Consider the following 23822-nt stretch of genomic DNA (forward strand, 5'->3'; position numbering starts at 1 on the left):
TGCATACAGCAAATTAATGCGAGTCATTTTATAAATAAAGAATATTTTAGGTGTTTAATTTACGTTGTTACCTACAGTTGTTTTGCGAAGAGATTTAAGTGGTAAGTAAAGCCCCATTTAAATTAAACATCTTGAAACAACAACTTAAGGGATAGCTAACATGCACCTAAACCAAGGAAGAGTGGCCAAGACGGTTTTTACACTCAGTACTCTCACCGCGTCATGCTTGATGGCGTTCAACAGTTATGCGGCTGTTGATTGTTCAACGTTAGAAACGTGGGACTCTGCCACGGTATACACCGGTGGTGATCAGGTTTCACATGACGGCAGCGCGTACTCAGCAAATTACTGGAATCAAAACAACAACCCAAGCCAATTTGAAGGTGACTATGCACAGTGGAAAAAGCTAGATGTGTGTAGCGGGGATGGAGGCGGTGGTACACCAAATGAAGCACCAACGGCTTCGTTAACAGCACCAACGGCATCAGATGTAATTGTTGAAGGCGACAATGTCGTATTAAGCGCAACAGCACTCGATGCTGATGGCAGTGTTGCTTCCGTGGAATTCTTTGTCGATGGTGCTTCGGTCGCGGTTGTGACATCGGCACCATTCGATGCAGCTTGGTCTGCAACGTCTGGCAACCATCAAGTTTCAGTTGTTGCAACGGACAATGAAGGCGCAGCGAGTGTTGCAAGCGCGGTTTCTGTATCTGTTGATTCAGCACAGCCAGGGAATGAAGCGCCGACAGTTTCGGTTGCGCTTTCAGCAGCTTCGGTCGATGTTGGTGGTGTAGTAACGCTTACCGCAACAGCAGCAGACAGCGATGGCACGGTTGACAAAGTAGATTTCTATGTGGCAGGCGCTCTTATTGGCACAGCTGCAACTAACCCTTACACGCTTGATTACACAACCACTCAAGCGGGTTCTTTAGCGGTTTACGTAAAAGCGACTGACAATCAAGGCGCAACGACAGATTCAGCGCTGGCTTCTTTGACGGTGAATGGCACACCAACGGTGAGCACTTGTCGACCTGATGGCTTATATCAAACCCAAGGTGTCGATGTTCCTTACTGTACTATTTACGATGATGAAGGCCGTGAGAAAATGGGCGCGGATCACCCACGTCGTGTCATTGGTTACTTCACCAGCTGGCGTGCAGGGGATGACCCACAAGCTGCTTACCTAGTAAATGACATCCCTTGGGAACAACTCACACACATTAACTACGCTTTCGTGAGCATTGGCTCAGATGGCAAAGTAAACGTGGGTGATGTGAACGATCCGAACAACGCAGCGGTTGGTAAAGAGTGGCCGGGCGTTGAAGTTGATCCTAACTTAGGCTTCAAAGGCCACTTCGGTGCATTAGCGACCGCTAAGAAAAAACACGATGTTAAGACTTTAATCTCAATCGGTGGCTGGGCGGAAACGGGTGGTCACTTCGCCACTGACGGTAGCCGAGTGGCTGATGGTGGTTTCTACACAATGACGACCAACGCCGACGGTTCTATTAACCATCAAGGTATCGAAACATTCGCCACTTCAGCGGTTGAAATGCTGCGTAAGTACCAGTTCGATGGTCTGGATATCGATTACGAATACCCAACTTCTATGGCGGGTGCCGGTAATCCGTACGACAAAGACTTCATGGAGCCGCGTCGTCAATACCTGTGGGCTTCGTACCAAGTGTTGATGAAAGTGTTGCGTGAGAAGCTTGATGTGGCGTCTGCTGAAGATGGCAATCACTACATGTTAACGATCGCGGCTCCTTCTTCTGGTTACCTACTGCGCGGTATGGAAACATTCGATGTAACCAAATACCTCGATTACGTAAACATCATGTCTTATGATCTTCACGGTGCGTGGAACGATCACGTAGGTCATAACGCTGCGTTGTTTGATACAGGTAAAGACTCAGAGTTAGCACAGTGGAACGTTTACGGTACTGCGGCTTACGGTGGTATCGGTTACCTGAACACCGATTGGGCTTACCATTACTTCCGTGGCTCTATGCCAGCAGGTCGTATTAACATCGGTGTGCCTTATTACACTCGTGGCTGGCAAGGTGTGACAGGTGGCGAAAATGGTCTTTGGGGTCGAGCTGCCCTACCAAACCAAGCTGAATGTTCAGCAGGCACCGGTGAAGGTGAGAAGAACAACTGTGGTCATGGCGCTATTGGTATCGATAACATGTGGCACGATACCGATCCGAAAGGCAACGAAATGGGCGCGGGCTCTAACCCAATGTGGCACGCTAAGAACCTAGAGAAAGGTATTTGGGGTTCTTACGCTGAGGCTTACAAGCTTGATCCTGTAAATGATCCGTCGGATGTTTTAGCAGGTACTTACACGCGTAACTATGACAGCGTGGCGGTTGCTCCTTGGTTGTGGAATGCAGAGAAGGGCGTATTCCTTTCAACGGAAGATAAACAGTCTATTGATGTGAAAGCAGACTACGTTATCGACAAAGAGATCGGCGGTATCATGTTCTGGGAACTAGCAGGTGATTATAACTGTTATGTACTCGATGCGAGTGGCAACCGAACTTCAATCGATACGACAGAACAAGCGTGTAACAGCGGTAACGGTGAGTTCCACATGGGTAATACAATGACGAAAGCTATCTACGATAAGTTTAAGTCTGCGACTCCATACGGAAACAAAGTGGCGACTGGTGCTATCCCGACAGAAGCGTTAGATATTACGGTTTCAGTTGGTGGCTTCAAAGTCGGTGACCAAAACTACCCAATCAATCCTAAGATCACGTTTACAAACAACACAGGGCAAGCACTTCCTGGCGGTACCGAGTTTCAATTCGATATTCCAGTATCGGCGCCTGACAATGCAAAAGATCAATCTGGTGGTGGTTTAACTGTGATTGCTTCGGGTCATACTCGTGCGGATAACATTGGTGGATTAGATGGAACCATGCATCGAGTAGCGTTTACTTTGCCGACTTGGGAAGAACTTCCTGCAGGTGGTGTGTATGAGCTAGATATGGTGTATTACCTGCCAATCTCGGGCCCTGCTAACTATGCTGTGAGCGTGAACGGAGTCGATTATGCCTTTAGCTTTGAGCAACCAGACTTACCACTCGGTGATATTAGTTCTGGTGGAGGCAACCCTGGTGATGGCGGCACTAGTCCTGGTACTTGTGATACGGCAGGTATAGTCGTTTATCCTGATTTACCTCAGAACGATTGGGCGGGTAACTCAAGCCATGCAAATACAGGTGACCAAGTGGTGTACAACGGTAGTATTTACCAAGCAAATTGGTGGACAAGTTCCGAACCGGGTAGCGATGGCAGTTGGACTAAAGTTTGTTCGTAAGACAATGGTAAGAACGCAATAATTGATAATAGATATGAATGTATTATCCCAAATTATCAATGTATTAGCTTATTCTAAAAGTAAAATTAAAACGCCGCACTGAATCCAGTTCGGCGTTTTTGCTATAAGTCACAGATTGCGTATAGAAAGCCTTAAAAATAGCGACGTTCGTTCAGTAAAACTGACAAATATGATATAAAACAGTCTGCTTATATGGAAATTAGTAACGTTACCTAAAATTAGAAAATTATGGGGTAATCTTTGACAGTCAGACGTAAATACATTCTTAGTTTTTCAATTGTTCTGGCTGTTGTTTCTTTGATTCTTTCAGCTCTGCAATTTAACCGAACTAACGAATCACTATCAGAATCCAACCAATTTTTCTTTCGTACAATTGTGAACGCGAGTTACGATATTGTAGACACCACAGTTAACGAAGCAATAAAGACCTATCTAACGGGTGTGACCGACACGGTGACGTCTCACATGCTGCTTGTCAGCCCTGAGCAACAAGTCCAAGAAGTAAAAAAAATTGCTAATGAATTGACCATCGGAGAGTCGGGTTACATTTATTTGATGTCACCACAAGGTATCCACCTATACCATCCATTCCTTGAAGGTAAAAGTCGTGCACATTTAACGCATATTCGACAGCAACTGAGCGTAGAGTCAGGAATGTCACAGTATTACCACGCCAATCCACACGAGGTAAACCCACGCGCGAAAGTGGCATACTCCGTTAGGCTACCTGGAGGTAATGTCTTAGTTGCAACGACTTATAAAGATGAGTTGATGTATTTGGTTGATCTTGAAGCGCTAAAAGACAAGCTAAGAAAATACTCTTACGGTGATAGTGGTTACGTTTATATTGTTGATTTAGAGGGTGAATTAGTTCTCCAACCTAGCTTTGAGCATGAGCAGTTAAAGGCGTTAATCAATTACTCTTCAGAGTTGCTTATTGATAAAGTAATGATTAATCCAGAGGGGCATTTCAGTTACTCAATATCTAGAGACAACGGTACAACCAGTAAGAATATTTTCTATAAGTTTTACCCGTATTTGAATTGGGTTATTTCAGCTGGTGTCCTGGAGCAAGAGCTAAACAAAAATCATAGGTTACTGCTTGTCAGCTTAATGGCACTTGTGGTCAGTTTGCTCAGTATTATCGCGGTTTTAGTGCTTTATTTACGCCATCGCCATTTACAGATCTTAAATGTCGCGAGCCTTGACTACCTGACAGGAATTCACAGCCGGGGCAGCTTTATTGAACAGGTAAAGCTAAAAATAACAGATTGTTCGCCTTACCCTTTGCAAGGTGTCGGGGTTATCCTGTTGGATATTGACTATTTTAAGTTGGTTAATGACCAATATGGGCATGCAGAAGGCGATAAAGTGATCTGCGCAGTTGCCCAAACCTTAAAGTATTTTGTAAATAATGAACGCCTGATTGCTCGATATGGCGGCGAAGAGTTTATTTTGGTGACCTTTGACTGCGATGAGCGTCAGTTATATGAACTGTCTGAAGCAATTAGACATAGCGTAGAGCAAACCCAAGGCTTGGTGTCGCCAGTGACGATCAGTGCCGGGTGTTGTTATGCTCAAGTGCTATTTCATATCGAAGGTACGATAGATAAAGCCGACCAAGCACTTTATCAAGCGAAGGAGAGCGGTCGTAATAATTGTCAGGTATATCGAGAAAACGAATACCGCATCGCTTATTCATGAAGCTTTAGAGAACGAAAGACATAAAAAAGCCCAAACTGTGCTTCTGCCTTTTTTAGTACGAGAAGAACGGTTTGGGCTTTTTCAGAATTACTTGAAAGTGTTAGTCGCTAATCTAAGCTTTCGCTGCTTTCATCGCTTCCGTTTTTTTTTCCTTTTGCATTTTTGCAAGGAAGTAGATGTTTACACAAGCGATGAAGCCATTGGTTGCAACAACCGGCCATGCATCAATCATAACGCCGTATGCTGTAAAGAGAGTACAGCCAATAAAGTTAAGGACACGCAGACGAACGATGTCTTTCATTGTTAATGAAATTGCGACCATAATAGACGCAGCGTAACCTAAAATTTCAACCATATTGAATTCCATTGTTTGACCCTCTTAAATTTGCCGATACTTTGTCGGTACCAATTCTTCTCTTCATGAGATGATTGAGGAAGCTCCGTGCCTCGAATGGTCTGGTTATGTTTAACGGGGTAGACTATACCAAGTCCTTTTTTGTGATTAAACCCCCAAAACTGGCAGAAGTGAAGGTTAGCGATTACGCAAACGTTTAATGCACTATCTCTTAATATAATTACTGTTTATGTTGGAGCTTGAATTGATATTTACTCTTATATAGGTAAGGAAGCCACGAATGATAAAACGATCTATTTGTGCAACAAGGGGCATAAAGAAAGCAGCATTGTTGGCTTTGATTACAATTGGGCTTGTAGCTTGTACAACGCAAGAAATACCACCCACTCATAGCTATGGTGTGGTCACGAGTGGAGACTTCGATTTCATGAAACATGGTGTCGTAACGTACTCATGGCATCCTGAATCAGAGAAAGTCTACCTGTCTAAGAAATACGACAAGACGATGGTTACCGACCTAGTACGTGATGTAATTCGAGATCAATTAGCAGCGAAAGGCTATCAGTTGAGGCAAGATGGCGGTGTTGGCGACGTTGTTGTCGGTTTTGGTTTAGCTGAGGAGTCAGTACTTAATGACGACTCTATTTTCAATGCTATTAAGCTCTCAACGGGGGTACCATTTTATGACGGCGATGGAAAACTAGCAGAGAAAGGATCTCTCTATGTTGTCTTTTTCGTCCCTAACTCTGAAGTTGTACAATGGCAGGCGTTGGCTCAATCTGGAATTCAATCTGACTTAGAGCCAAATGAAAGTAAACAGCGTATAACAGGCTTTATTGAGATGCTATTTAGACACATGCCACAACGTTCAAACTAAACATTAAATACATTCACTGAGTCAATATTACTTGTTTAAAAAATGGACAGATCGCAGATTATACTTTTTTATTTGTAACTAAAGGTACATTTGCGTAAAGCAACGTAAAGTTCGCGCTTCTTTTGCTAGCATTTGTCTATACTGGTCAAAACGTTAACTTAGGTTTGATTCAATGAAACTGTTTTCCAAATACTCTCTTCCTCTATTAAGTATATTCATTGTAAGTAACGCAGCGATGGTTAGTAATGCAGCTGTCGCAGCACCTTCTATAGTACCAAGCCCACCTAGTTTAGGTGCAAAAGGGTATGTGTTAATTGATTTTAATTCTGGTGATGTGCTGGTAGAAAAAAATGCGCACACTAAGTTAAATCCAGCGAGCTTGACCAAACTGATGACCAGTTATGTGGCTGGGCAAGAGATGAAACGAGGTAACATCTCTGCTGACGATCAAGTACGAATCAGCGAAAACGCGTGGGCGAAGAACTTCCCGGACTCTTCAAAAATGTTCATTGAAGTGAACACCGATGTCGCAATGATGGACTTATACCGTGGTTTGATTATTCAATCGGGCAACGATGCTAGTGTTGCAATCGCAGAACATGTAGCAGGTTCACAAGACGCTTTTGTTGATCTAATGAACTCTTGGGCTACGTCTTTAAAGCTAGAAAATACCCACTTTGCTAATGCACATGGTTTAGACGCAGACGATCTTTACTCAACGCCTTACGATATCGCGCTTTTAGGCCGCGCTATTATACGGGATCTGCCAGATGTGTATGGCTTATATAGCGAGCGCTCGTTCAGTTATAACGGCATTACACAGCATAACCGGAATGGTTTGCTTCGTGATAGAAGCTTAACTGTTGATGGCATGAAAACGGGCTATACGTCTGGTGCTGGCTATAGTTTAGCAAGTTCTGCTACGCAAGGTGAGATGAGACTGATCGCTGTCGTGATGGGCGCATCAAGTGTTAAGAGTCGTGAGTCAGACAGCAAACAGTTATTGAGCTATGGCTTTCGTTTCTTCGACACGCTAAATCCGCATAAAGGTGGCGATCAAGTTGCTGAAGAGAAAGTGTGGTTTGGTGAGCAAGACACATTGAAGCTAGGTGTTGCAGAAGATACATTTATTACTTTGCCTAAGTCAGACAGTAAAAAACTGACTGCATCTATCGAGCTCAACTCTGAACTGAAAGCTCCAATTACAGAAGGCCAAACCTTGGGTGTAGTTCATTACACCGTTGATGGTGAAGATGTGCAAACTCAACCGTTGATCGCACTTGAAGCGGTTGAACAAGGCGGTATCTTCAAGCGAATTATGGATTACATTAAGCTGTTTTTTGCGGGTTTGTTCTAGGTAGAACAAATGGCAATCCGTTCGTGATGAAAGCTGAAATGTTTTGGGCGTTGTGAGTGAATCACAGGGCCCATTGTTGTTTATACACCGATGAAAGCACCGTCTTCGCTATCTTTATTAGCCGTGGCGGTCGGTTTCGATTACTATACGCAAAATTTAGCAATGTAGTCACTTATGACCATAGAGATAAAGAACGTAACTGAACCCGAAGTCACATGTGCCAATTGTCAGGCATGCTGTTGTCGCTTAGAGGTTATGATTATCACAGATACGGGCGTTCCTGAAGAGCATATTGCTTATGACGAATGGGGCGGTGAAACCATGCTGAGATTAGACGATGGCTGGTGTTCTGCAGTAGATAGAGAAACTCTGATGTGCACTATTTACGAAAATAGGCCTTGGATCTGTCGCGAATTCGAAATGGGCTCATACGAATGTGTGGAGCAACGCACAGATGTGATGGGCTAGACGCCTACAGTGTTAAAGTTAGCCGTGCAAGTACGTTACTAAGCTGCGATAAGCACATTAAAAAATCAAATTTCAGGGTTTTATATCTTAAGCAGATGTAGAACCCTGAATTGTTTTAACGGCACAAAGGGTAAGAGTAACAATTGGTCATCTAGAATTCTGACGGTACTTCAAACTCCATCCATTCTCCGGTTGTTGGGTGAATCAACTTTAGGTAGCCAGCGTGTAAGTGTAAGCGCTCGCGTTTGTATCCGTATAAGTCATCACCGCGAATCGGTAAACCAAGGCCTAATGGATGAGCACAATGCACCCGAAGCTGATGGGTACGCCCTGTCTTGGGGTATAGATGAACCTTAGTTTTACCATTGTTGCTACTGACCGCTTCCCAATAGGTTTCTGCATTTCGGCCATGCTTATGGCAAACCAGCTGTCTTGGTCTGTCTGTAATGTCACCACGCAACGGCAGGCTGATATCGCCAGATTTACCGTCTATTTCACCCTCTAAAAGAGCTGTGTATCGTTTCACTACGGTTCTATCGATAAATTGCTTCTGGATGTGTTTATTGGATTCGGCTGTAAGCGCCAAAATTAATAAGCCAGAGGTCGACATGTCCAGTCTATGGATGATCAAAGGGCCTGTCGCATTTGGGTAACGCGCCTTGATGCGTGTATAAATTGAGTCTTCGATAAACTTGCCAGGAACCGAGAGAAATTCGTCAGGTTTATTTACCACCACGATCTCTTTGTCTTCATAAACAATATCGAAAGATTTGCCGATTGCAGGGTTAACGATCAAAGGGTTATCTTCCAATTCAATACCGATAAGTTGATGGTCTAGAATCTCGAAGCTTTTGCTTTGGCAAACAGGGTATAGATTACCGTGTTGGCGAATTTCAGATTTTGGTGGTTGCCCCCACCAAAACTCAGACAACGCCAAAGGTTTTAGACCGCATTCAAACGCAAAGTTGAGCAACTTAGGTAGACAGCAATCTCCCGAGCCCTCAAGAGCATCTTTACCGTCTAATAATTCTAGCAAGCTCTTGGATTGCTTGGCTTGATTGATAAAGTGATAGTGCGATAAACGTTGAGTTTCCAATTGTGCCGAGATGACTTGGTAACCTTGCTTACGATTTTTCAGTTCACTTTCTATCGCATCAACTTGCGATTGTCGTTCTGCAATCTTCTGTTTCCATTCTATACGAAGTCCTTTTAAGTCTCGCTTTTCTTGGCTACTTTGGTTACCTAATTGCTTGAGTAGGTTCGATGCTAACTCTTGATTCCCTAATGCCTTTTCGTGATTGGCTTGCTCTCTGAGTTCGTTGCGCTGAGCTTTATTTGCGGCCATGGCTAACTGAAAGGACTCGATAGCTTGTGCTGATTCGACTTTTAACTCTTCAAGCTCTACCAATAATGTGTCCAGGTTGTGCGACTGTTGTAGCTTCTTAATGTCATTCTCTAGTTGCAACTGCAGAGCGAGGTTTGCACTATTTTGAGATTGAAACTTTTCTGAATCGAAGGCTGGTGGAACAAAGTTAATGTTGTTTAACTGATAGATCAAAGCCGGATCTAACTGCAAGCCTGAAAACGCAGAAAGGTAGCCCAACTCTTGCGTGGTTGGATTCTGAACAAGCAGCACTGCGTAGAGATTACCTTGCGAGGTTTCATTGACACCACAGTCCGTAAGCGACTGTTGAAGCTGCAGCATAGCTAATTCACACGTAGGGTGCGGGGTATAGTAATACGGAAACGTAAAGCGAGTCGGTAGCGCTAAATCTACATTCGAATTTACTAGGTGCAGAGGTGTGTATTGAGTGAGGTTTGCTGACATTAAGATCAAACTCTATGGCTGTTCAGTTAGAGTTCGATATTGTGGTCGAAATGAAGACAAATGAGAAGCCAAAGCCGAAGATAAATCGGCTTTGGCTTCATTAGTTTTTGTGTTTACCCTAAGGAGGCATACAATGAGTTAAACTCGATCAGTTCGAGTGTTCTAACTCCACTTGTTCTGCTTTTTGGTAAGCTGGGTGGCTAGTTAAAAGCTCACCGTATTTAGCGATATTCGGGTAGAGCGCCGTTGCTCCAAAGTTCCCTACGATTTCAACGATGAACGACATCATGAAATCAGCACCAGTGAGTGTTTCTGCAACTAGGTAGGTTTTACCTTCCAGTGCATTATTCACATAGGTTAGGATTTTTTGGCTTTCAGCATCTGCGTAACCGCTTAGGAAGTTGGTCTCGGCGCCGTCTTTCATCACAAAGATCTTAAGTAACATTGGTAAAATGCCTGAGCTTTCAGCGAAGTGAAGCCACTGCGAGTATTCTACGTATTCTGCTGTACCGCGTATTGGTGCGAACTTACCCTGGCCGTATTTGTCGATTAGGTATTCGGTGATAGCGCCAGATTCAGTGATCACGACGCCATCGTCTTCAATGACTGGAGATTTACCCAACGGATGAACTGACTTCAATTCTGGTGGTGCTAGAAACGTGACACTGTCTCGTTGGTATGGTTTGATTTGGTAATCAACACCAAGCTCTTCCAATAACCAGATGATACGCTTCGAACGTGATTTGTTTAGGTGATGTAAAGTAATCATTATTCTGCCTATTTTGCTGCTTCAGCTGATTGAGTTATTTAGGTTCGTTCGTTTTGATAACAAGCTTGCCGAAGTTCTGACCTTCTAATAAGCCCATGAAAGCTTGTGGTGCTTCGTCTAAGCCTTCAACTAGGTGTTCACGGTACTGCATTTTTCCTTGTGACAACCATTCTGTCATTTGTACGGCGAACTCGTTGTAACGATGCGCGTAGTCATCAAAGATAATGAAGCCTTGCATCTTAATACGCTTAACCAGTAGGGTACCAACAAGACTAGACATGCGATCTGGGCCTTCAGGAAGCGAAGTCGCGTTGTATTGAGAAATAAGACCACAAACAGGAATACGAGCACCGGTGTTAAGTAATGGCATTACTGCATCGAAAACTTTGCCGCCTACGTTTTCAAAATATACATCGATCCCGTTGTCACACGCTTTAGCCAACTGATCAGCGAAGTCGTCGGCTTTGTGGTCGATACATTCATCAAAGCCAAGAACCTCTTTAGCGTACTGACACTTCTCTTGACCACCAGCAACACCGACAACACGACAGCCTTTTAGCTTACCGATTTGTCCAACGGTTGCGCCTACTGGACCCGTTGCTGCAGCTACAACCAGCGTATCGCCTTTCTTCGGTTGGCCAATATCTAATAAACCCATGTAAGCCGTAAAACCAGGCATGCCCATGATGCCAAGCGCGTAAGAAGGGTGCGTTGGCTCTTTACCTAGTTTGATTAGGCCTTCACCGTTAGAAACCCCGAGATCTTGCCAACCGGTATAAGCCAATACCCATTCGCCGATTTCAAAATCGCTGTTATTCGACTCTTCAACCTGACACACGGTTGCACCGACCATCACGTCGTCAATTGCAACTGGATCAGCGTAAGATTTAGCGTCGCTCATTCGGCCACGCATGTATGGGTCTAGAGAAAGGTACACTGAGCGAAGTAACATTTCGCCATCTTTAATTGCTGGTGCGGCTACTGTCTCTAAACGAAAGTTTTCTTGAGTAGGTGCGCCAACTGGGCGAGAAGCCAATACGATGCGGCGATTGTCTTGTTGAGTCATTGGATGTCCTTAATTTTGATTATGTTCATTTAGAATTAGACCAGTCGTCTAGTCTTGTCGTCTAAAAATCCCGCCATCACCAAATTGATAAGAGGGCGGGTAATTTTTTATCAATAGCGATTAATACTGTGTATTTTTGTGTGATAACACACCTAGTGACCTGCATTTAGGTCTCAGTATTTAGTCGTTACCTTGTAAAACTTGCTTGGTCAGTCTCAGTGCCGATTCTAAGCTATGTGAGCTTTGACTTAACTTGCTTAGCAAACTTGCACCCAACCACATCGAGTAAAGGTTTTGAGCGGCATCTTGGCTGTTATTAACTTTAATAGAGCCGTCTTCAACACCACCAACAACGCAATTCTCAATCGTATGGGTGACTTTTCCAGCTCCTTTATGTAGAGCTTGGCGCATAGGATCAGAAAGATCAGACACTTCTGCACTGAGTTTAACCACTAAGCACTTATGAGCGTTGCAGGTACCATTTTCAATTTTTGTCCACAGCGAAAAGTAACTGATGATTCGTTGAAAATGATTACCTTCGCCATGCACTAAGATCGATTCAATTTTAGTTATGTAATTTTCAAAATAGTGTTGAATCAATGCTTCGCCAAACTGCTCTTTCGATTTAAAGTAGTGGTAAAACGAACCTTTCGGAACATCCGCTTCTTTGAGCAATTGCGATAAACCAACGCCATTAAAGCCGTTGTTCACTATTAATTGATATCCCACATTCAAAATATGCAGGCGAGTATCGTTCGTTTTTTCGTTCATGGACGTTACTATAATTTAAATTAGACCAGTCGTCTAGTGGTTGGTTTTTTCTGCATTGTGAAATCTTCATAACGTCTAAGGTAGCGTGCTCTTGAAGATTTTAACTTGTCGATTCAAGCGTGCACTAAACGGTAAGCGGATAAATACAAAAAAGCCCCGACATATCTAGCATGTTGGGGCTTAAATCAATGAGATTGTTGCTTGATTACTATTCGGTTATTTAATGGCAATTAGCTCAACATCAAAAATTAAAGTCGATGAAGGTGGGATAGGACCTGAGCCGCCTTTCCCGTAAGCTAATTTACTCGGGATAAATAGACGAACTTTTTGACCTTCAACCATGTAAGTCAAACCTTCTTGCCAACCTTTGATTACTTGCTTAAGAGCAAATGAAATAGGCTCGCCACGCTCAACAGAACTGTCGAAGACAGTGCCATCTATAAGTGTTCCGTGGTAATGAACCGTTACTTTACTGTTCTTAGTTGGATGCTCAGTACCAGTGCCTTCTTCAAGTACAAGATATTGAAGACCGCTTTCAGTTGTAACCACACCGTCTTTGGCGCCGTTTTCGATGAGGAACTGTTGACCTTGCTTGATATTTTCTTCGCCAGATTTATGGTTCATCCAAGTGCGGTAGATCATGAAGCCAGCCAAAATAAAGACAATGACCGGGATGATAAATTTAGACATAGTAAAACCTATTTATAGTTAATGCTGAGTTTCGTAGTTAATGCAGAGGGTGTTAATTAATTGACTACCGCTGTGACTATGGTTGAGTCAAAAGGAAGTTAATCGTTTTTGCGATCCCAGTAACATCTTGGTGACCGGCAGTCAGTACTTGATATTTGCCGTTGATGATAAACGTTGGTACTGAGTTGATTTGACCTTTTACTGAGACTTCTTCTGCTTTCTTAACGTATTCAAAAAGCGCAACCTGTTGCTCTTTATTCAGCTGGTATGGACTAACCAAACCACGAGAAGTAAATGCTGTTTCTAAAGCTTGTTGGCGTTGTTCAGGAGTCGCATCTGCACCCATTTGAACCGCACCGAATAGCTCATCCATGAAAGCGTGGTCAGGCGTTGCGTCAAGCTGCATTACCGCTGTGTAGTAGATCATCGCGCTGATTTGAGCACTTTCGTTGAAAGTCACATGAACTTTGCCAATCTTTTGGTCTGTCAGTGATTCAATCTCTGGAATTGCACTTTCCATTTGACGGCAATGACCACAATTAAGAGAGAAGATTTCAGTGATCGGAGATAAGTTAAATTCAGTCAGAGCCGCTGGAAGTGCTTCGTATTGAACACCTTGTTGTGGCTCATCTGTTTCACTACAGCCCGCGATAACAAGCACGGCAGCGAGTGCTGTAATGAATTTAGTAAGTGGTTTAAACATAATGTTTGCTCTAGCGTTGAGAAGTCGTGAGATTCTAACTATTTAGTAAGAATTGGAAAACAATTATAAGGTAAATAAATGCAAACAGTTCGAACTAGCGGGTGATGACAGGCTAGTTGACGGTTAACTGTGATCAAAAGCACTTTTTTTGGATGTGTTTTTTTCGTCTAAAGTTTTTGTCTAAAGTTTTTTTCTTGGTGCCGATATAGACATTAGTGAATGGTTTATCTGCATGAATGGTTGGTGAAGTAATGAGATATTTAGCGATAATGTTAAGCATAGCTTTGGCAGGGTGTGAAACGACGTTACCAACGGGTATGTTAGGTGGCGATCTGCTAGAAACCGCGCCACAAACTGATTACGACTTGATGCATCCTGAATGGGGTGTGGTTCAAACGACATCTTTAGCGAGTAATCGTGGTTATGCGATCCAAAACAACGCTCGTCAACAAACCACTATCACAACCAACTATGGTCGCGGCGTATCAACCAATGATCCGCTAGAAGTTTTCCTTAGACAAAACCGTATCGATTTTGAAGTTCTGCCGGGTAACCATGTGATGGTAAAGCTTGAACAGCATGTGAACTTTAAAACAGGCTCAGCATTTCCTGAACCTGCTTACAACCAATGGTTAGACACATTAGGTAGCTACCTTTCTCAACGCCAAGATATCGATGTTGTGATTGAAGGGCACACCGATAACACGGGCACAGATCGAATCAATGATCCTCTGTCAGAGCAGCGCGCAAAAGAAGTGAAAGCTCGATTGGAAAGTCACTACGTTTCAAGCCGCTCAATCTATACCCGTGGTTTTGGCGAGTATGTACCAGCATGTACTAATGCTTCAGCACAAGGCAAAGCGTGTAACCGCCGTGTCGAGTTAATGCTGATTGTGGCAAAGTAACCTTTTGAGCTGCCGCTACTCAATTGGTTTGATTTGTCTCGACTAGGCTTAAATAACAGAAATAAAAAATCCTTCACATTCGAGGGATTTTTTTGTATCTGACTTTCGCTATGCTTGTGAGCTTATGCGAATTGTTTTTCTAAGTAAGAGACGATGTCTGAAGACTCGTACATCCACTCAGTTTTGCCGTCTTTCTCAATACGTAGGCAAGGTACTTTCACTCGACCGCCGCCAGCTTCTAGCTCTGCACGGTGTTGTTCATTGTTTTTTGCATCGCGAAGTTCAAACTGAACCGATTGACGTTTCATCGCGCGGCGCACTTTTACGCAAAATGGGCACGCTTCGAACTGGTATAACGTGTGCGTTTTTGCTTGCTCATTCACTTTGCTTTGCTCTTCTTGAGAACGTTTCACACCACGAGGGCTGAAAACAAAATTCAATAGCAAGATGACACGACCTAAAAACCAACGGATAAACTTCATAACTCTCTCTACATATTTAAAATTAGCGTTACAATTTGCAGCATTATATACACAAGTTTTGTCAGATGCTCGCAACAAACCGCTAATATCTATTTTGTCCGTTCGATCGTGTGAGACTTAGCCACATTTAGTCCTAAACGCTTAGAAAGCCGAGTTAGGTTTGCACGGTCTGTTTTTAGAACTCGTCCCGCTTGTGCCCAGTTAAAATTGGCATCTTCTAACACTTCAGTAATGATGCTGCGTTGGAAATCGTCTGTTGCACCACGTAAACCGGCTGAAAGATCGATGGTTGGTGTTGATAAAGGCGTATTCTTTACTTGTGTTGTCGCGATGGGCTGATCTTGGTCTAGAGGCCCACAGTCTTCTTTTGTAATCGTAACTAGGTTTTTATTTGTGCTGCGCGCCAATGCTTTAAGTGCTGAACGGCTGATAACGTGTTCAAGCTCACGAACGTTACCTGGCCAACCGTAACGGTTTAGGAATACCAGAACATCAGAACGGAACTTAACTTGGTTGATACCAAGCTTACGACGCGCTTGTTCTAAGAAAAAACCCGCTAGCAAGCTGATGTCGTCATCACGATCTTTTAGAGCAGGCACCGCGATAGGGTACACGCTCAAACGATGGTATAAATCGGCTCTGAATCGGCCGTCTTCAACTTCTTGCTTTAAGTCTCGGTTGGTTGCAGCCAGAACACGAACATCGATGGTTTGGATGTTGTCTTGGCCAACAGGTTGGATCTCGTTGTTTTGCAGTGCTCGCAGCAGCTTGCTTTGCGCGGCCAATGGTAATTCACCAATTTCATCAAGAAACAGGGTGCCGCCATCTGCTAAAGCAAATTTGCCCAAACGGTTTTTATCTGCGCCGGTAAAGGCGCCACGTACATGACCAAACAGTTCACTTTCTACCAAGTTTTCAGGGATCGCAGCACAGTTAACATAAACTAGTGGTTTACGTTTGCGCTGTGATTGATGGTGCAGGGTGCGAGCTACTAATTCTTTACCCACCCCCGTATCACCGTGAATCAGGATGTTGAATTCAGAAGGCGCTACAACAGCGATATCATTTTTAAGCGCGACCATAGTGTCACTGTTGCCAATCAACTCGCCGCCGTCGCGTTCCCACGCTTCAACGTTTAGTTCTTCTAATAGCTGTTTAGACTGTTTTGCTTGATGCTCAAGCTGAGAGAAGGTTAATGCCATCTGCATGCTTGAAGCCGCAATAGCAGCTAGAACTTCTAGGTTACGAGCCGGAATATTTGCGAAAACATCGGGTTTCAGGCTGTCTAGCGTCAGAATTCCCAGTAGCTTATCGCCAAATAGCAAAGGCAAGCCCATGCAAGCGTGCATTGGCAGATCGCCATCATGGTCTATCAGCAGACCATCGAAAGGATCGGGTAGGGAACTGTCGGCATCGAAACGAACAGGAGAGCGAGACGCGCAGATTTCTTCAAAACGCGGGTGTTCTGAAATGATAAAGCGACGACCGAATGTATCTCGACTAAGCCCTTGCATTGCAATAGGGACTAAAGTGTCGCCTTGAAGGCTTAAAAGCGCGACACAATCACACGTTATGGTTTTACGAATGGCATCGATAAGGCGATTAAAACGATCTTGATCGTTCACACCACTCGCGAGGCCAATGGTCATTTCCATGAGGGTAGATGCGGAGATATCTTGCATAAAAAACTCTAACTGTGTGTGTTTATCTACATAATAGAGTCTTATAGACTTAAAAAAAAGGTCTTTTTGACATTTTTATAAGATGAATTTTGAGAATGAAACCAGTAATGACGGGGATTGATAAACTTGGCACTGATTGTGCTATGACAGTCGTGGAATACGTATTATAACGCTGATTGAAAAGACTATTCTTGATCTCAATCAATCAGGCTGCATTAATCAGGTTCCTCGATTTTTTGAAACAAAAGTGAGTCAAAATAACTCGGTTTCTAAAAATAACTAACGTTTCAGAAAATCGATAAGTCATTCTTAAATTTTCAGTAGTCAAAATGACATATAGGTCATAAGGCTCAGTGTTCGGAGTAAATTCATGCTTAACAATGCACATATCGAAATCATCAAATCTACTATTCCTCTACTTGAGAGTGCAGGCCCTGCTTTAACTCAGCATTTTTATCAACGTATGTTCACGCATAACCCTGAGTTGAAAGATATCTTCAATATGACTCACCAAAGAACAGGTCGCCAAGGCGTAGCACTGTTTGAAGCTATCGCGGCTTATGCAAAGAACATTGAAAACCTAGCAGCTCTTACAACAGCGGTTGAACGCATTGCTCAGAAGCACACCAGCTTTAACATTCAACCAGAGCATTACCAAATTGTTGGTTTACACCTGATTGAAACATTACGTGAATTAGCTGCTGACGCATTTACTCCAGAAGTGGAAGAAGCATGGACAGCCGCTTACCTATTCTTAGCGCAAGTATTCATCGATCGTGAAGCTGAACTTTACTTGCAGCGTAAGCAAGCTGTAGGTGGCTGGGAAGCAGCACGTGCGTTTGTGATTGCAGATAAGATTGAAGAATCAGCACTTGTAACAAGCTTTATCCTTCAGCCAAAAGATGGCGGTGAAGTTTTAGACTACACACCAGGTCAATACATCGGTATCGAAGTGAAACCTGAAGGTTCTCAATACAGCGAGATTCGTCAATACTCACTGTCTGATAAGCCAAACGGAAAATACTACCGTATCTCTGTGAAGCGTGAAGGCCAAGGTCAAGAAACGCAAGGTGTGGTGTCCAACCACCTACACGACACGGTTGCTGTTGGTGATGAAGTTAGCCTTTACGCGCCAGCTGGTGACTTCATTTATCAAGAACGCAGCAAACCGGTAACGCTTATCTCTGCAGGTGTTGGTGTTACGCCAATGCAGTCCATGCTTGAGTTCCTAAACACTAAAGAGAAAAACGAGCCAGTACTCTACCTTCACGCTTGTGAGAATGTAGATCAGCACTCGTTCACTACTCGCGTAAAAGACATTGTTGCCGACAAAGGTTGGGAAGCGAAAACGTGGTACATGAACAAAGACGAGTCTGCATGTGAAAACACACATCAAGGTCAAATGGATCTAGCATCTATCTCTGACACTAAAGGCTTTGAAGAGAGCGATTTCTACATCTGTGGCCCTGTTGGCTTCATGAAGAATATCGTAGAACAGTTAGATGCACTTAAAGTAGACCGCTCTCGCGTCCACTACGAAGTTTTTGGCCCTCACGCTAACTTCTAATCGTTCTCGCCTGATCTACTAACACTCGCCTGAACTATTAACACCTTGCCTATTCAAAGGCCTCACATTGTGAGGCCTTTTTTACATGTATGTACTTTTCTTATTTTACATTTTCTGTATCGCTAAATTACGCCGTCCACTTAGCTTAAATCCCCCCGTTAAAAAAGCGGTCGTTAATCGAACGCCTATTTCCGACCCTGTTATAACCTCTCACATAAATATTTTTCTCTCTCAGGGATAACTAGAAAACTTGCATTATCGTATGAAACGAATTTATTTCATTTGATAACGTGGTTCTATATGTTCTGAACGTGTAATTAACGTTTGCTAAAAGTGTTAATTTTGCTGATTTCATTAATAAAACTGTCATACCCTTCATCTAGTCTTTCGTTCATCAACTTACGGCACAGGTTAAGGAAAGAGATTGAACATCAAGGATGTGGCAGATCTTGCGGGAGTTTCTCCAGCAACGGTATCTCGATTTGTTAATCGACCACAATCAGTGGCTTTGACGACAGCTAACAAGATTAAGCGAGTGATTGAGACGACAGGATATCGAATTGAGAGAAAGTCACAGGCTCTTGAGCTCAACAAAAATCCGACGATTGGTGTACTGATTCCGAGTCTCCTTAACCCTGTCTTTTCAGAAGTTGTTGCGGGTATTCAGGAACGGGCGAGACATTTTGGTTACTCAACTTTAGTTTTAGACACCCAGTATGACAATGAACAAGAGCAACAAGCTGCGGTTGATTTTATTCGTCAAAGGGTTGAAGGAGTGATCTTGACGATAGCTAACGCTTCGGATAATGCGGCTCTCGAATTACTGCGGAGCTTTAAGTTTCCTTACTGTTTGTTGCACAACCAATCTACTGAAAATGAGCCTTGCGTTTACGTTGATAACTATCAAGCAGGTAAGGACGTCGCAAAGAAAGTTTTTGAATATGGGCATACAGAGATAGGGATGATTACTGGTCACTTTGCTTCATCCGACCGTGCGAAAAAACGATATGAGGGGTTTAAGCAAGGCCTACGTGAGAGCGGTGTCGAATTGAGCCAGCTTCTTGAAGTAGACCAAAACAAGCTTATCCCATTCACTGATTCTGAGATGACGCTATTCAATGGGGATTTTGCCCCTACAGCGTGGTTCTGCAGCAATGATTTACTGGCGCTTAAAACAATGAACGCACTTAGGAGTATAGGTAGACGAATCCCGCAAGATGTTTCGGTCGTGGGCTTCGATGGTATGGGGCTTGGGCAGTTGGTTTGTCCTAGCTTGGCGACGGTTGCTATCCCACATTTCGATATGGGGAAAATGGCTGTCGATATTTTGTTTAATGCGAAAGTAGGCTCAATCGCCCAGCGTGAATTTTCGCTGAAATATGAACTACAAATGAAGGGATCGCTTGGTGCGGTTCCGGTAACCACCCAATTTAGTTAACGGACGATTTGTTGGAGAACGCAATGGCACAACATCATTTATTACAAGCTGGAAAGTTATCAAAAATGAGAAAACTAACTAGCTTACTCATTGGCTTTGCTGGCGTCGCTTTTCAGGCTCAGGCATCCAATGCTATTTGTTACAACTGTCCACCAGAATGGGCGAACTGGGGTGGGCAACTTCAGTTGATCAATAAAGAGCTAGGAATACGAGTTCCTATGGACAACAAGAACTCAGGTCAGTCCTTATCCCAACTGGTTGCGGAAAAGAATAGCCCAGTTGCTGACGTGGTTTATTACGGTGTTTCTTTCGGTATTAATGCGACAGAGCAAGGTGTTGTAAGCGCTTATAAACCAAAGAATTGGGACCAGATACCCGAAGGCATGAAAGACCCACAAGGACATTGGTTTGCCATTCATTCCGGTACTATTGGATTTTTTGTAAACGTAGACGCACTTGATGGTGCTGACGTACCGACAAGTTGGGAAGACCTTTTAAAACCTGAATATCGTGGGATGGTGGGATACTTAGACCCAACGAGTGCCTTTGTTGGCTACGCGAGTGCGGTCGCAGTGAATGAAGCCATGGGAGGGAGTATTGATAATTTTGCCCCTGCAATCGAGTATTTCAAGAAGTTGGCGAATAACCGCCCAATAGTTCCTAGACAAACCTCTTACGCTCGTGTGATTTCTGGAGAGATTCCAATCTTAATCGATTATGACTTCAATGCGTATCGTGCCAAATACAATGACTTTACTAATGCTGCCTTTGTTATTCCTAAGGAAGGCTCAATTGCTGTTCCTTATGTAATGAGTAAAGTGAAGAATGCTCCGAATTCAGAGAATGCTCAGAAGATTTTAGACTTTGTCTTGTCAGATAAAGGTCAACGATTATGGGCAGAAGCCTACTTACGCCCAGTAATTGATGGTGTGATGAGCGAAGAGGCGCAAAGTAAGTTCCTCCCAGCTTCTGAGTACGAACGAGTAGGCTCTGTTGATTTCGCAAAAATGTCTGAAAATCAATCTACATTTGCGGATATGTATATTCGAGAAGTGAACTAATAGCCTATTAAAATGTTGGATGGCGGGGTTACACCCGCCAATATCTCTATGAAAAATGATCATATTTCCTTATTTCTGATTTTGCCAGCCATCACCGTTAGCTGTGCATTTTTTCTATTGCCAGTCGTGCAGTTAATCAAGGTTTCGCTAATAGATGGCGGTGCTATAAGTTACTGGCATATTTTAACTAGACCTATCTATTTAAAAAGTTTGATTTCGACAGTTGGACTGTCTGTTTTAGTAACTCTGGTTAGTTTAGCGATAGCGACCATCTCAGGATTGTTTTTAACTCGCTATGACTTTAAAGGTAAGCAGGTCTTGGTTGCAATGCTGAGCTTCCCATTGGCTTTCCCTGGTGTTGTTATTGGTTTTTTTGTCATCATGCTTTCAGGGCGGCAGGGGCTTTTCGCTCAGCTTGGCTTGATGCTGACGGGTGAACGTTGGATGTTTGCTTATACGATGGCAGGGCTGTTTTTGGGTTATTTATATTTTTCTATTCCACGGGTTGTATTGACCGTAATGGGAACGGCGGAAAAGCTCGATCACAATCTACTTGAAGCCGGTCGATCCCTAGGTGCAAATCGTTGGCAGATCTTTAAAGACGTGACGCTTCCGGCGCTAACCCCTGGCCTAATCTCTTCGGGTTCGATTTGTTTTGCTACATCTATGGGTGCATTTGGTACCGCGTTTACGTTGGCGACTAATATCAACGTTCTTCCTATGACGATATATACCGAATTTACGCTCAATGCCAATTTCGCAATGGCAGCTGCACTGAGTTTGATTCTCGGCCTAGTGACTTGGTTTTGTTTGGCGTTTGCTAAGCGTCATGGCAACGCATCTGCAGCGATGGGGGGATAATAATGAAAAAAGATAAATACTTTTACATGCAGCTGTTTTTCACATTGACGGTATGTGCATTCTTAATTGTGCCAGTGTTTATGTCGGTAGTTGCTGGTCTCACAAATAACTATTTTGTTGGTGTTAAAAGTGGGTTTACCTTTCGTTGGGTTGAACAAGTATGGGCACTGTATTCAGATACGATTTGGTTAACCCTACAAATAGCCATTGCAACCACGTTAATCAATGTTGTCATAGGTGTACCGTGTGCTTACGTATTGGCGAAAAGTAAAAGTCGATGGGCTTCTATTTTTGACGAGCTACTTACACTCCCCATTGCAATTCCGGGAATGGCTATTTCGTTAGGTTTGATTCTAGCGTATGGAGGGTTTACTGACTTCCGATCAAGTTGGATGTTTATTCTCGTTGGTCATGTGATTTTCACACTGCCTTTCATGGTTAAGTCTGTTCTATCAATTTTGCAGAGTATTAACTTCCGTGTTCTTGAGGAAGGAGCGGCAAGTCTTGGAGCGACTTTTTGGCAGCGATTTTTTGATGTGATTGTACCCAACTGCAAGGCTGGTATTGTCGCTGGTATGTTGATGACACTCACTTTGTCTATTGGCGAGTTTAACCTGACGTGGATGCTACACACACCATTGACGAAAACGCTGCCTGTTGGACTTGCTGATTCATATGCTTCTATGCGACTTGAGATAAGTTCAGCGTACACACTTATTTTCCTTTGTTTAATTCTCCCTCTATTGGTCTTGGCTCAAGCATTGAACAAGAAACCAGTGGTAAATAATTAAGATAAAAATCAATATGTTAGAGCAACAAAATGGCGTGGAAATTTCGCTAAATAATATTACGAAGACATTCCCAGATGGAACCTTGGCGTTAAAGCCGACAAATCTCAAAATTGAGGCGGGCGAAATCTTAGTTTTGCTTGGCCCATCAGGATGCGGAAAGACAACTACGTTGCGTATGATTGCAGGCCTAGAGTTTGCGGATGAAAATGGCGGCACGATTGAGTTTGGTGATCATGATGTTACGTGTTTGCCAATCGAACAGCGTAAAGTTGGGGTGGTGTTTCAGTCTTATGCTCTATTCCCGAATATGAATGTTAGCGAAAACATTGCGTATGGGCTTAAGGTTCGTGGAGTCGCTCCGTCTGAGATAACCAGAAAGCTAAAAGAGATGCTTAGCATGTTCGACTTAGAAAAATATGCGAGTCGAAATGTCCATCAGCTTTCAGGAGGCCAGCGTCAGCGCGTCGCTTTAGCAAGAGCAATTATCACAGAACCTGATGTTCTTTTACTTGATGAACCGTTATCTGCATTAGATGCTCTGCTGAAACAAAGGTTACGTGGTGATATCCGAAATCTCTTAAAAAAACTCGGTATTACAGCGGTATATGTCACTCATGATCAAGAAGAGGCAATGGCTATGGGGGATCGCATTGCGGTTTTAGACCATGGGGAAATTGCGCAAATTGGTTCAGCAAAAGATATCTATTTGAAGCCAGTTAACAACTTTGTTGCCGATTTTATTGGTCAAATGAACCGACTCGAAGGGAGTGTGGGTGATGGACAACTGATGTTGGATACAGGTAAACAGATTACTTTGTCTGATCAAGTGCTCTCACAGGTCTCTACTAATAAAGAAATCAGTGTAATGTTAAGGCCTGAAGATATTTTACTAACGCAAGTAACTGATGAAAACAGTGCACTAACTGCAACGGTTATTAGTACGGTATTTCTTGGCGACCGCACGCGCGTAACGTTGTCGGGCTTACAGAAAAACAGAACTCTGATGGTTGATTGTTTTGCTCGAGTTGATTATCAACTTGGTCAAGTTGTCGCTATCTCGTTCGCCCCCGAGCGGCTAATTCCTTTAAAGAAGTAATA

At 43.4% G+C, this 23822-nt stretch carries 21 protein-coding genes; 12 read left to right on the forward strand and 9 right to left on the reverse strand.

Annotation, left to right across the window (positions count from 1 at the left end):
* The first annotated feature begins 160 nt into the window (after positions 1-160).
* A complete protein-coding gene (locus SJY39_RS17870; RefSeq protein WP_016799582.1) occupies positions 161-3328 on the forward strand; it encodes a chitinase C-terminal domain-containing protein in 3168 nt (1055 codons plus the stop codon).
* Positions 3329-3589: 261 nt separating this feature from the next.
* Positions 3590-5053 (forward strand): sensor domain-containing diguanylate cyclase, encoded by a 1464-nt coding sequence (locus SJY39_RS17875; RefSeq protein ID WP_010430229.1) that lies wholly within the window; start codon positions 3590-3592, stop codon positions 5051-5053.
* Positions 5054-5165: 112 nt separating this feature from the next.
* Here the strand turns inward: SJY39_RS17875 and SJY39_RS17880 are convergent, their stop codons facing one another.
* On the reverse strand, positions 5166-5420 hold the full coding sequence (locus tag SJY39_RS17880) for a YgjV family protein (RefSeq protein WP_010430226.1): 255 nt from the start codon (positions 5418-5420) through the stop codon (positions 5166-5168).
* Between the two features lie 268 nt (positions 5421-5688).
* Here SJY39_RS17880 and SJY39_RS17885 point away from each other — a divergent pair, with 268 nt between their 5' ends.
* The 3 genes from SJY39_RS17885 to SJY39_RS17895 all read left to right on the forward strand — a co-directional run bounded on the left by SJY39_RS17885 (position 5689) and on the right by SJY39_RS17895 (position 8110).
* The gene (locus SJY39_RS17885) at positions 5689-6285 is read left to right on the forward strand and encodes a DUF4136 domain-containing protein (protein ID WP_016799581.1); all 597 of its coding nucleotides are present in this window, start codon (positions 5689-5691) and stop codon (positions 6283-6285) included.
* 172 nt (positions 6286-6457) lie between these two features.
* Positions 6458-7642, forward strand: a complete 1185-nt coding sequence (locus SJY39_RS17890) for a D-alanyl-D-alanine carboxypeptidase family protein (RefSeq protein ID WP_010430221.1) — start codon at positions 6458-6460, stop codon at positions 7640-7642.
* A gap of 174 nt (positions 7643-7816) precedes the next feature.
* Positions 7817-8110, forward strand: coding sequence for a YkgJ family cysteine cluster protein (locus tag SJY39_RS17895; protein ID WP_017076090.1), 294 nt, complete (start codon positions 7817-7819; stop codon positions 8108-8110).
* A 151-nt stretch (positions 8111-8261) separates the two neighbouring features.
* Here the strand turns inward: SJY39_RS17895 and SJY39_RS17900 are convergent, their stop codons facing one another.
* The 6 genes from SJY39_RS17900 to SJY39_RS17925 all read right to left on the reverse strand — a co-directional run bounded on the left by SJY39_RS17900 (position 8262) and on the right by SJY39_RS17925 (position 13937).
* Positions 8262-9938 carry an RluA family pseudouridine synthase gene (locus SJY39_RS17900; protein WP_016799580.1) on the reverse strand — a complete coding sequence of 559 codons (1677 nt, stop codon included), beginning with the start codon at positions 9936-9938 and terminating at the stop codon, positions 8262-8264.
* Positions 9939-10086: 148 nt separating this feature from the next.
* Complete coding sequence (locus tag SJY39_RS17905) at positions 10087-10707, reverse strand: glutathione S-transferase family protein (RefSeq protein WP_010430209.1); 621 nt, start codon at positions 10705-10707, stop codon at positions 10087-10089.
* 34 nt (positions 10708-10741) lie between these two features.
* Positions 10742-11773, reverse strand: coding sequence for an NADP-dependent oxidoreductase (locus SJY39_RS17910; protein ID WP_016785323.1), 1032 nt, complete (start codon positions 11771-11773; stop codon positions 10742-10744).
* Positions 11774-11953: 180 nt separating this feature from the next.
* A complete protein-coding gene (locus tag SJY39_RS17915; RefSeq protein ID WP_010430206.1) occupies positions 11954-12544 on the reverse strand; it encodes a TetR/AcrR family transcriptional regulator in 591 nt (196 codons plus the stop codon).
* Between the two features lie 216 nt (positions 12545-12760).
* Positions 12761-13234: an FKBP-type peptidyl-prolyl cis-trans isomerase gene (locus SJY39_RS17920; protein WP_016768133.1), complete on the reverse strand. Its 474-nt coding sequence runs from the start codon at positions 13232-13234 to the stop codon at positions 12761-12763.
* A gap of 76 nt (positions 13235-13310) precedes the next feature.
* Positions 13311-13937 (reverse strand): thioredoxin domain-containing protein, encoded by a 627-nt coding sequence (locus tag SJY39_RS17925; protein WP_010430200.1) that lies wholly within the window; start codon positions 13935-13937, stop codon positions 13311-13313.
* Between the two features lie 269 nt (positions 13938-14206).
* Between SJY39_RS17925 and SJY39_RS17930 the strand changes: the two genes are divergently transcribed.
* Positions 14207-14842, forward strand: coding sequence for an OmpA family protein (locus SJY39_RS17930; protein WP_016768131.1), 636 nt, complete (start codon positions 14207-14209; stop codon positions 14840-14842).
* Positions 14843-14964: 122 nt separating this feature from the next.
* Here the strand turns inward: SJY39_RS17930 and SJY39_RS17935 are convergent, their stop codons facing one another.
* A complete protein-coding gene (locus SJY39_RS17935; RefSeq protein ID WP_010430193.1) occupies positions 14965-15324 on the reverse strand; it encodes a glutaredoxin in 360 nt (119 codons plus the stop codon).
* A gap of 89 nt (positions 15325-15413) precedes the next feature.
* Positions 15414-17006 (reverse strand): nitric oxide reductase transcriptional regulator NorR, encoded by a 1593-nt coding sequence (gene norR, locus SJY39_RS17940; protein WP_016768129.1) that lies wholly within the window; start codon positions 17004-17006, stop codon positions 15414-15416.
* Between the two features lie 370 nt (positions 17007-17376).
* Between norR and hmpA the strand changes: the two genes are divergently transcribed.
* From hmpA to SJY39_RS17970, 6 genes are all read left to right on the forward strand, one after another.
* Positions 17377-18573, forward strand: coding sequence for an NO-inducible flavohemoprotein (hmpA, locus tag SJY39_RS17945; RefSeq protein WP_010430187.1), 1197 nt, complete (start codon positions 17377-17379; stop codon positions 18571-18573).
* A gap of 424 nt (positions 18574-18997) precedes the next feature.
* The gene (locus tag SJY39_RS17950) at positions 18998-20011 is read left to right on the forward strand and encodes a LacI family DNA-binding transcriptional regulator (protein ID WP_010430185.1); all 1014 of its coding nucleotides are present in this window, start codon (positions 18998-19000) and stop codon (positions 20009-20011) included.
* A 23-nt stretch (positions 20012-20034) separates the two neighbouring features.
* Positions 20035-21072 carry an ABC transporter substrate-binding protein gene (locus SJY39_RS17955; protein WP_016799579.1) on the forward strand — a complete coding sequence of 346 codons (1038 nt, stop codon included), beginning with the start codon at positions 20035-20037 and terminating at the stop codon, positions 21070-21072.
* Between the two features lie 48 nt (positions 21073-21120).
* The gene (locus SJY39_RS17960; protein WP_016789081.1) at positions 21121-21933 is read left to right on the forward strand and encodes an ABC transporter permease; all 813 of its coding nucleotides are present in this window, start codon (positions 21121-21123) and stop codon (positions 21931-21933) included.
* Between the two features lie 2 nt (positions 21934-21935).
* Positions 21936-22724 (forward strand): ABC transporter permease, encoded by a 789-nt coding sequence (locus SJY39_RS17965; RefSeq protein WP_010430179.1) that lies wholly within the window; start codon positions 21936-21938, stop codon positions 22722-22724.
* A gap of 13 nt (positions 22725-22737) precedes the next feature.
* Positions 22738-23820 (forward strand): ABC transporter ATP-binding protein, encoded by a 1083-nt coding sequence (locus tag SJY39_RS17970; RefSeq protein ID WP_372275179.1) that lies wholly within the window; start codon positions 22738-22740, stop codon positions 23818-23820.
* Positions 23821-23822: the final 2 nt, after the last annotated feature.

It is taken from the genome of Vibrio sp. R78045 (genome assembly GCF_042466085.1).
Lineage (GTDB): Bacteria > Pseudomonadota > Gammaproteobacteria > Enterobacterales > Vibrionaceae > Vibrio > Vibrio cyclitrophicus.

Excerpts from the sequence above, each read along its gene's own strand:
- SJY39_RS17870 (WP_016799582.1), top strand. The coding sequence starts at position 161 with ATGCACCTAAACCAAGGAAGAGTGGCCAAGACGGTTTTTACACTCAGT.
- SJY39_RS17880 (WP_010430226.1), bottom strand. The coding sequence starts at position 5,420 with ATGGAATTCAATATGGTTGAAATTTTAGGTTACGCTGCGTCTATTATG.
- SJY39_RS17885 (WP_016799581.1), top strand. The coding sequence starts at position 5,689 with ATGATAAAACGATCTATTTGTGCAACAAGGGGCATAAAGAAAGCAGCA.
- SJY39_RS17890 (WP_010430221.1), top strand. The coding sequence starts at position 6,458 with ATGAAACTGTTTTCCAAATACTCTCTTCCTCTATTAAGTATATTCATT.
- SJY39_RS17895 (WP_017076090.1), top strand. The coding sequence starts at position 7,817 with ATGACCATAGAGATAAAGAACGTAACTGAACCCGAAGTCACATGTGCC.
- SJY39_RS17900 (WP_016799580.1), bottom strand. The coding sequence starts at position 9,938 with ATGTCAGCAAACCTCACTCAATACACACCTCTGCACCTAGTAAATTCG.
- SJY39_RS17905 (WP_010430209.1), bottom strand. The coding sequence starts at position 10,707 with ATGATTACTTTACATCACCTAAACAAATCACGTTCGAAGCGTATCATC.
- SJY39_RS17910 (WP_016785323.1), bottom strand. The coding sequence starts at position 11,773 with ATGACTCAACAAGACAATCGCCGCATCGTATTGGCTTCTCGCCCAGTT.
- SJY39_RS17915 (WP_010430206.1), bottom strand. The coding sequence starts at position 12,544 with ATGAACGAAAAAACGAACGATACTCGCCTGCATATTTTGAATGTGGGA.
- SJY39_RS17920 (WP_016768133.1), bottom strand. The coding sequence starts at position 13,234 with ATGTCTAAATTTATCATCCCGGTCATTGTCTTTATTTTGGCTGGCTTC.
- SJY39_RS17925 (WP_010430200.1), bottom strand. The coding sequence starts at position 13,937 with ATGTTTAAACCACTTACTAAATTCATTACAGCACTCGCTGCCGTGCTT.
- SJY39_RS17930 (WP_016768131.1), top strand. The coding sequence starts at position 14,207 with ATGTTAAGCATAGCTTTGGCAGGGTGTGAAACGACGTTACCAACGGGT.
- SJY39_RS17935 (WP_010430193.1), bottom strand. The coding sequence starts at position 15,324 with ATGAAGTTTATCCGTTGGTTTTTAGGTCGTGTCATCTTGCTATTGAAT.
- norR (WP_016768129.1), bottom strand. The coding sequence starts at position 17,006 with ATGCAAGATATCTCCGCATCTACCCTCATGGAAATGACCATTGGCCTC.
- hmpA (WP_010430187.1), top strand. The coding sequence starts at position 17,377 with ATGCTTAACAATGCACATATCGAAATCATCAAATCTACTATTCCTCTA.
- SJY39_RS17955 (WP_016799579.1), top strand. The coding sequence starts at position 20,035 with ATGGCACAACATCATTTATTACAAGCTGGAAAGTTATCAAAAATGAGA.
- SJY39_RS17960 (WP_016789081.1), top strand. The coding sequence starts at position 21,121 with ATGAAAAATGATCATATTTCCTTATTTCTGATTTTGCCAGCCATCACC.
- SJY39_RS17965 (WP_010430179.1), top strand. The coding sequence starts at position 21,936 with ATGAAAAAAGATAAATACTTTTACATGCAGCTGTTTTTCACATTGACG.
- SJY39_RS17970 (WP_372275179.1), top strand. The coding sequence starts at position 22,738 with ATGTTAGAGCAACAAAATGGCGTGGAAATTTCGCTAAATAATATTACG.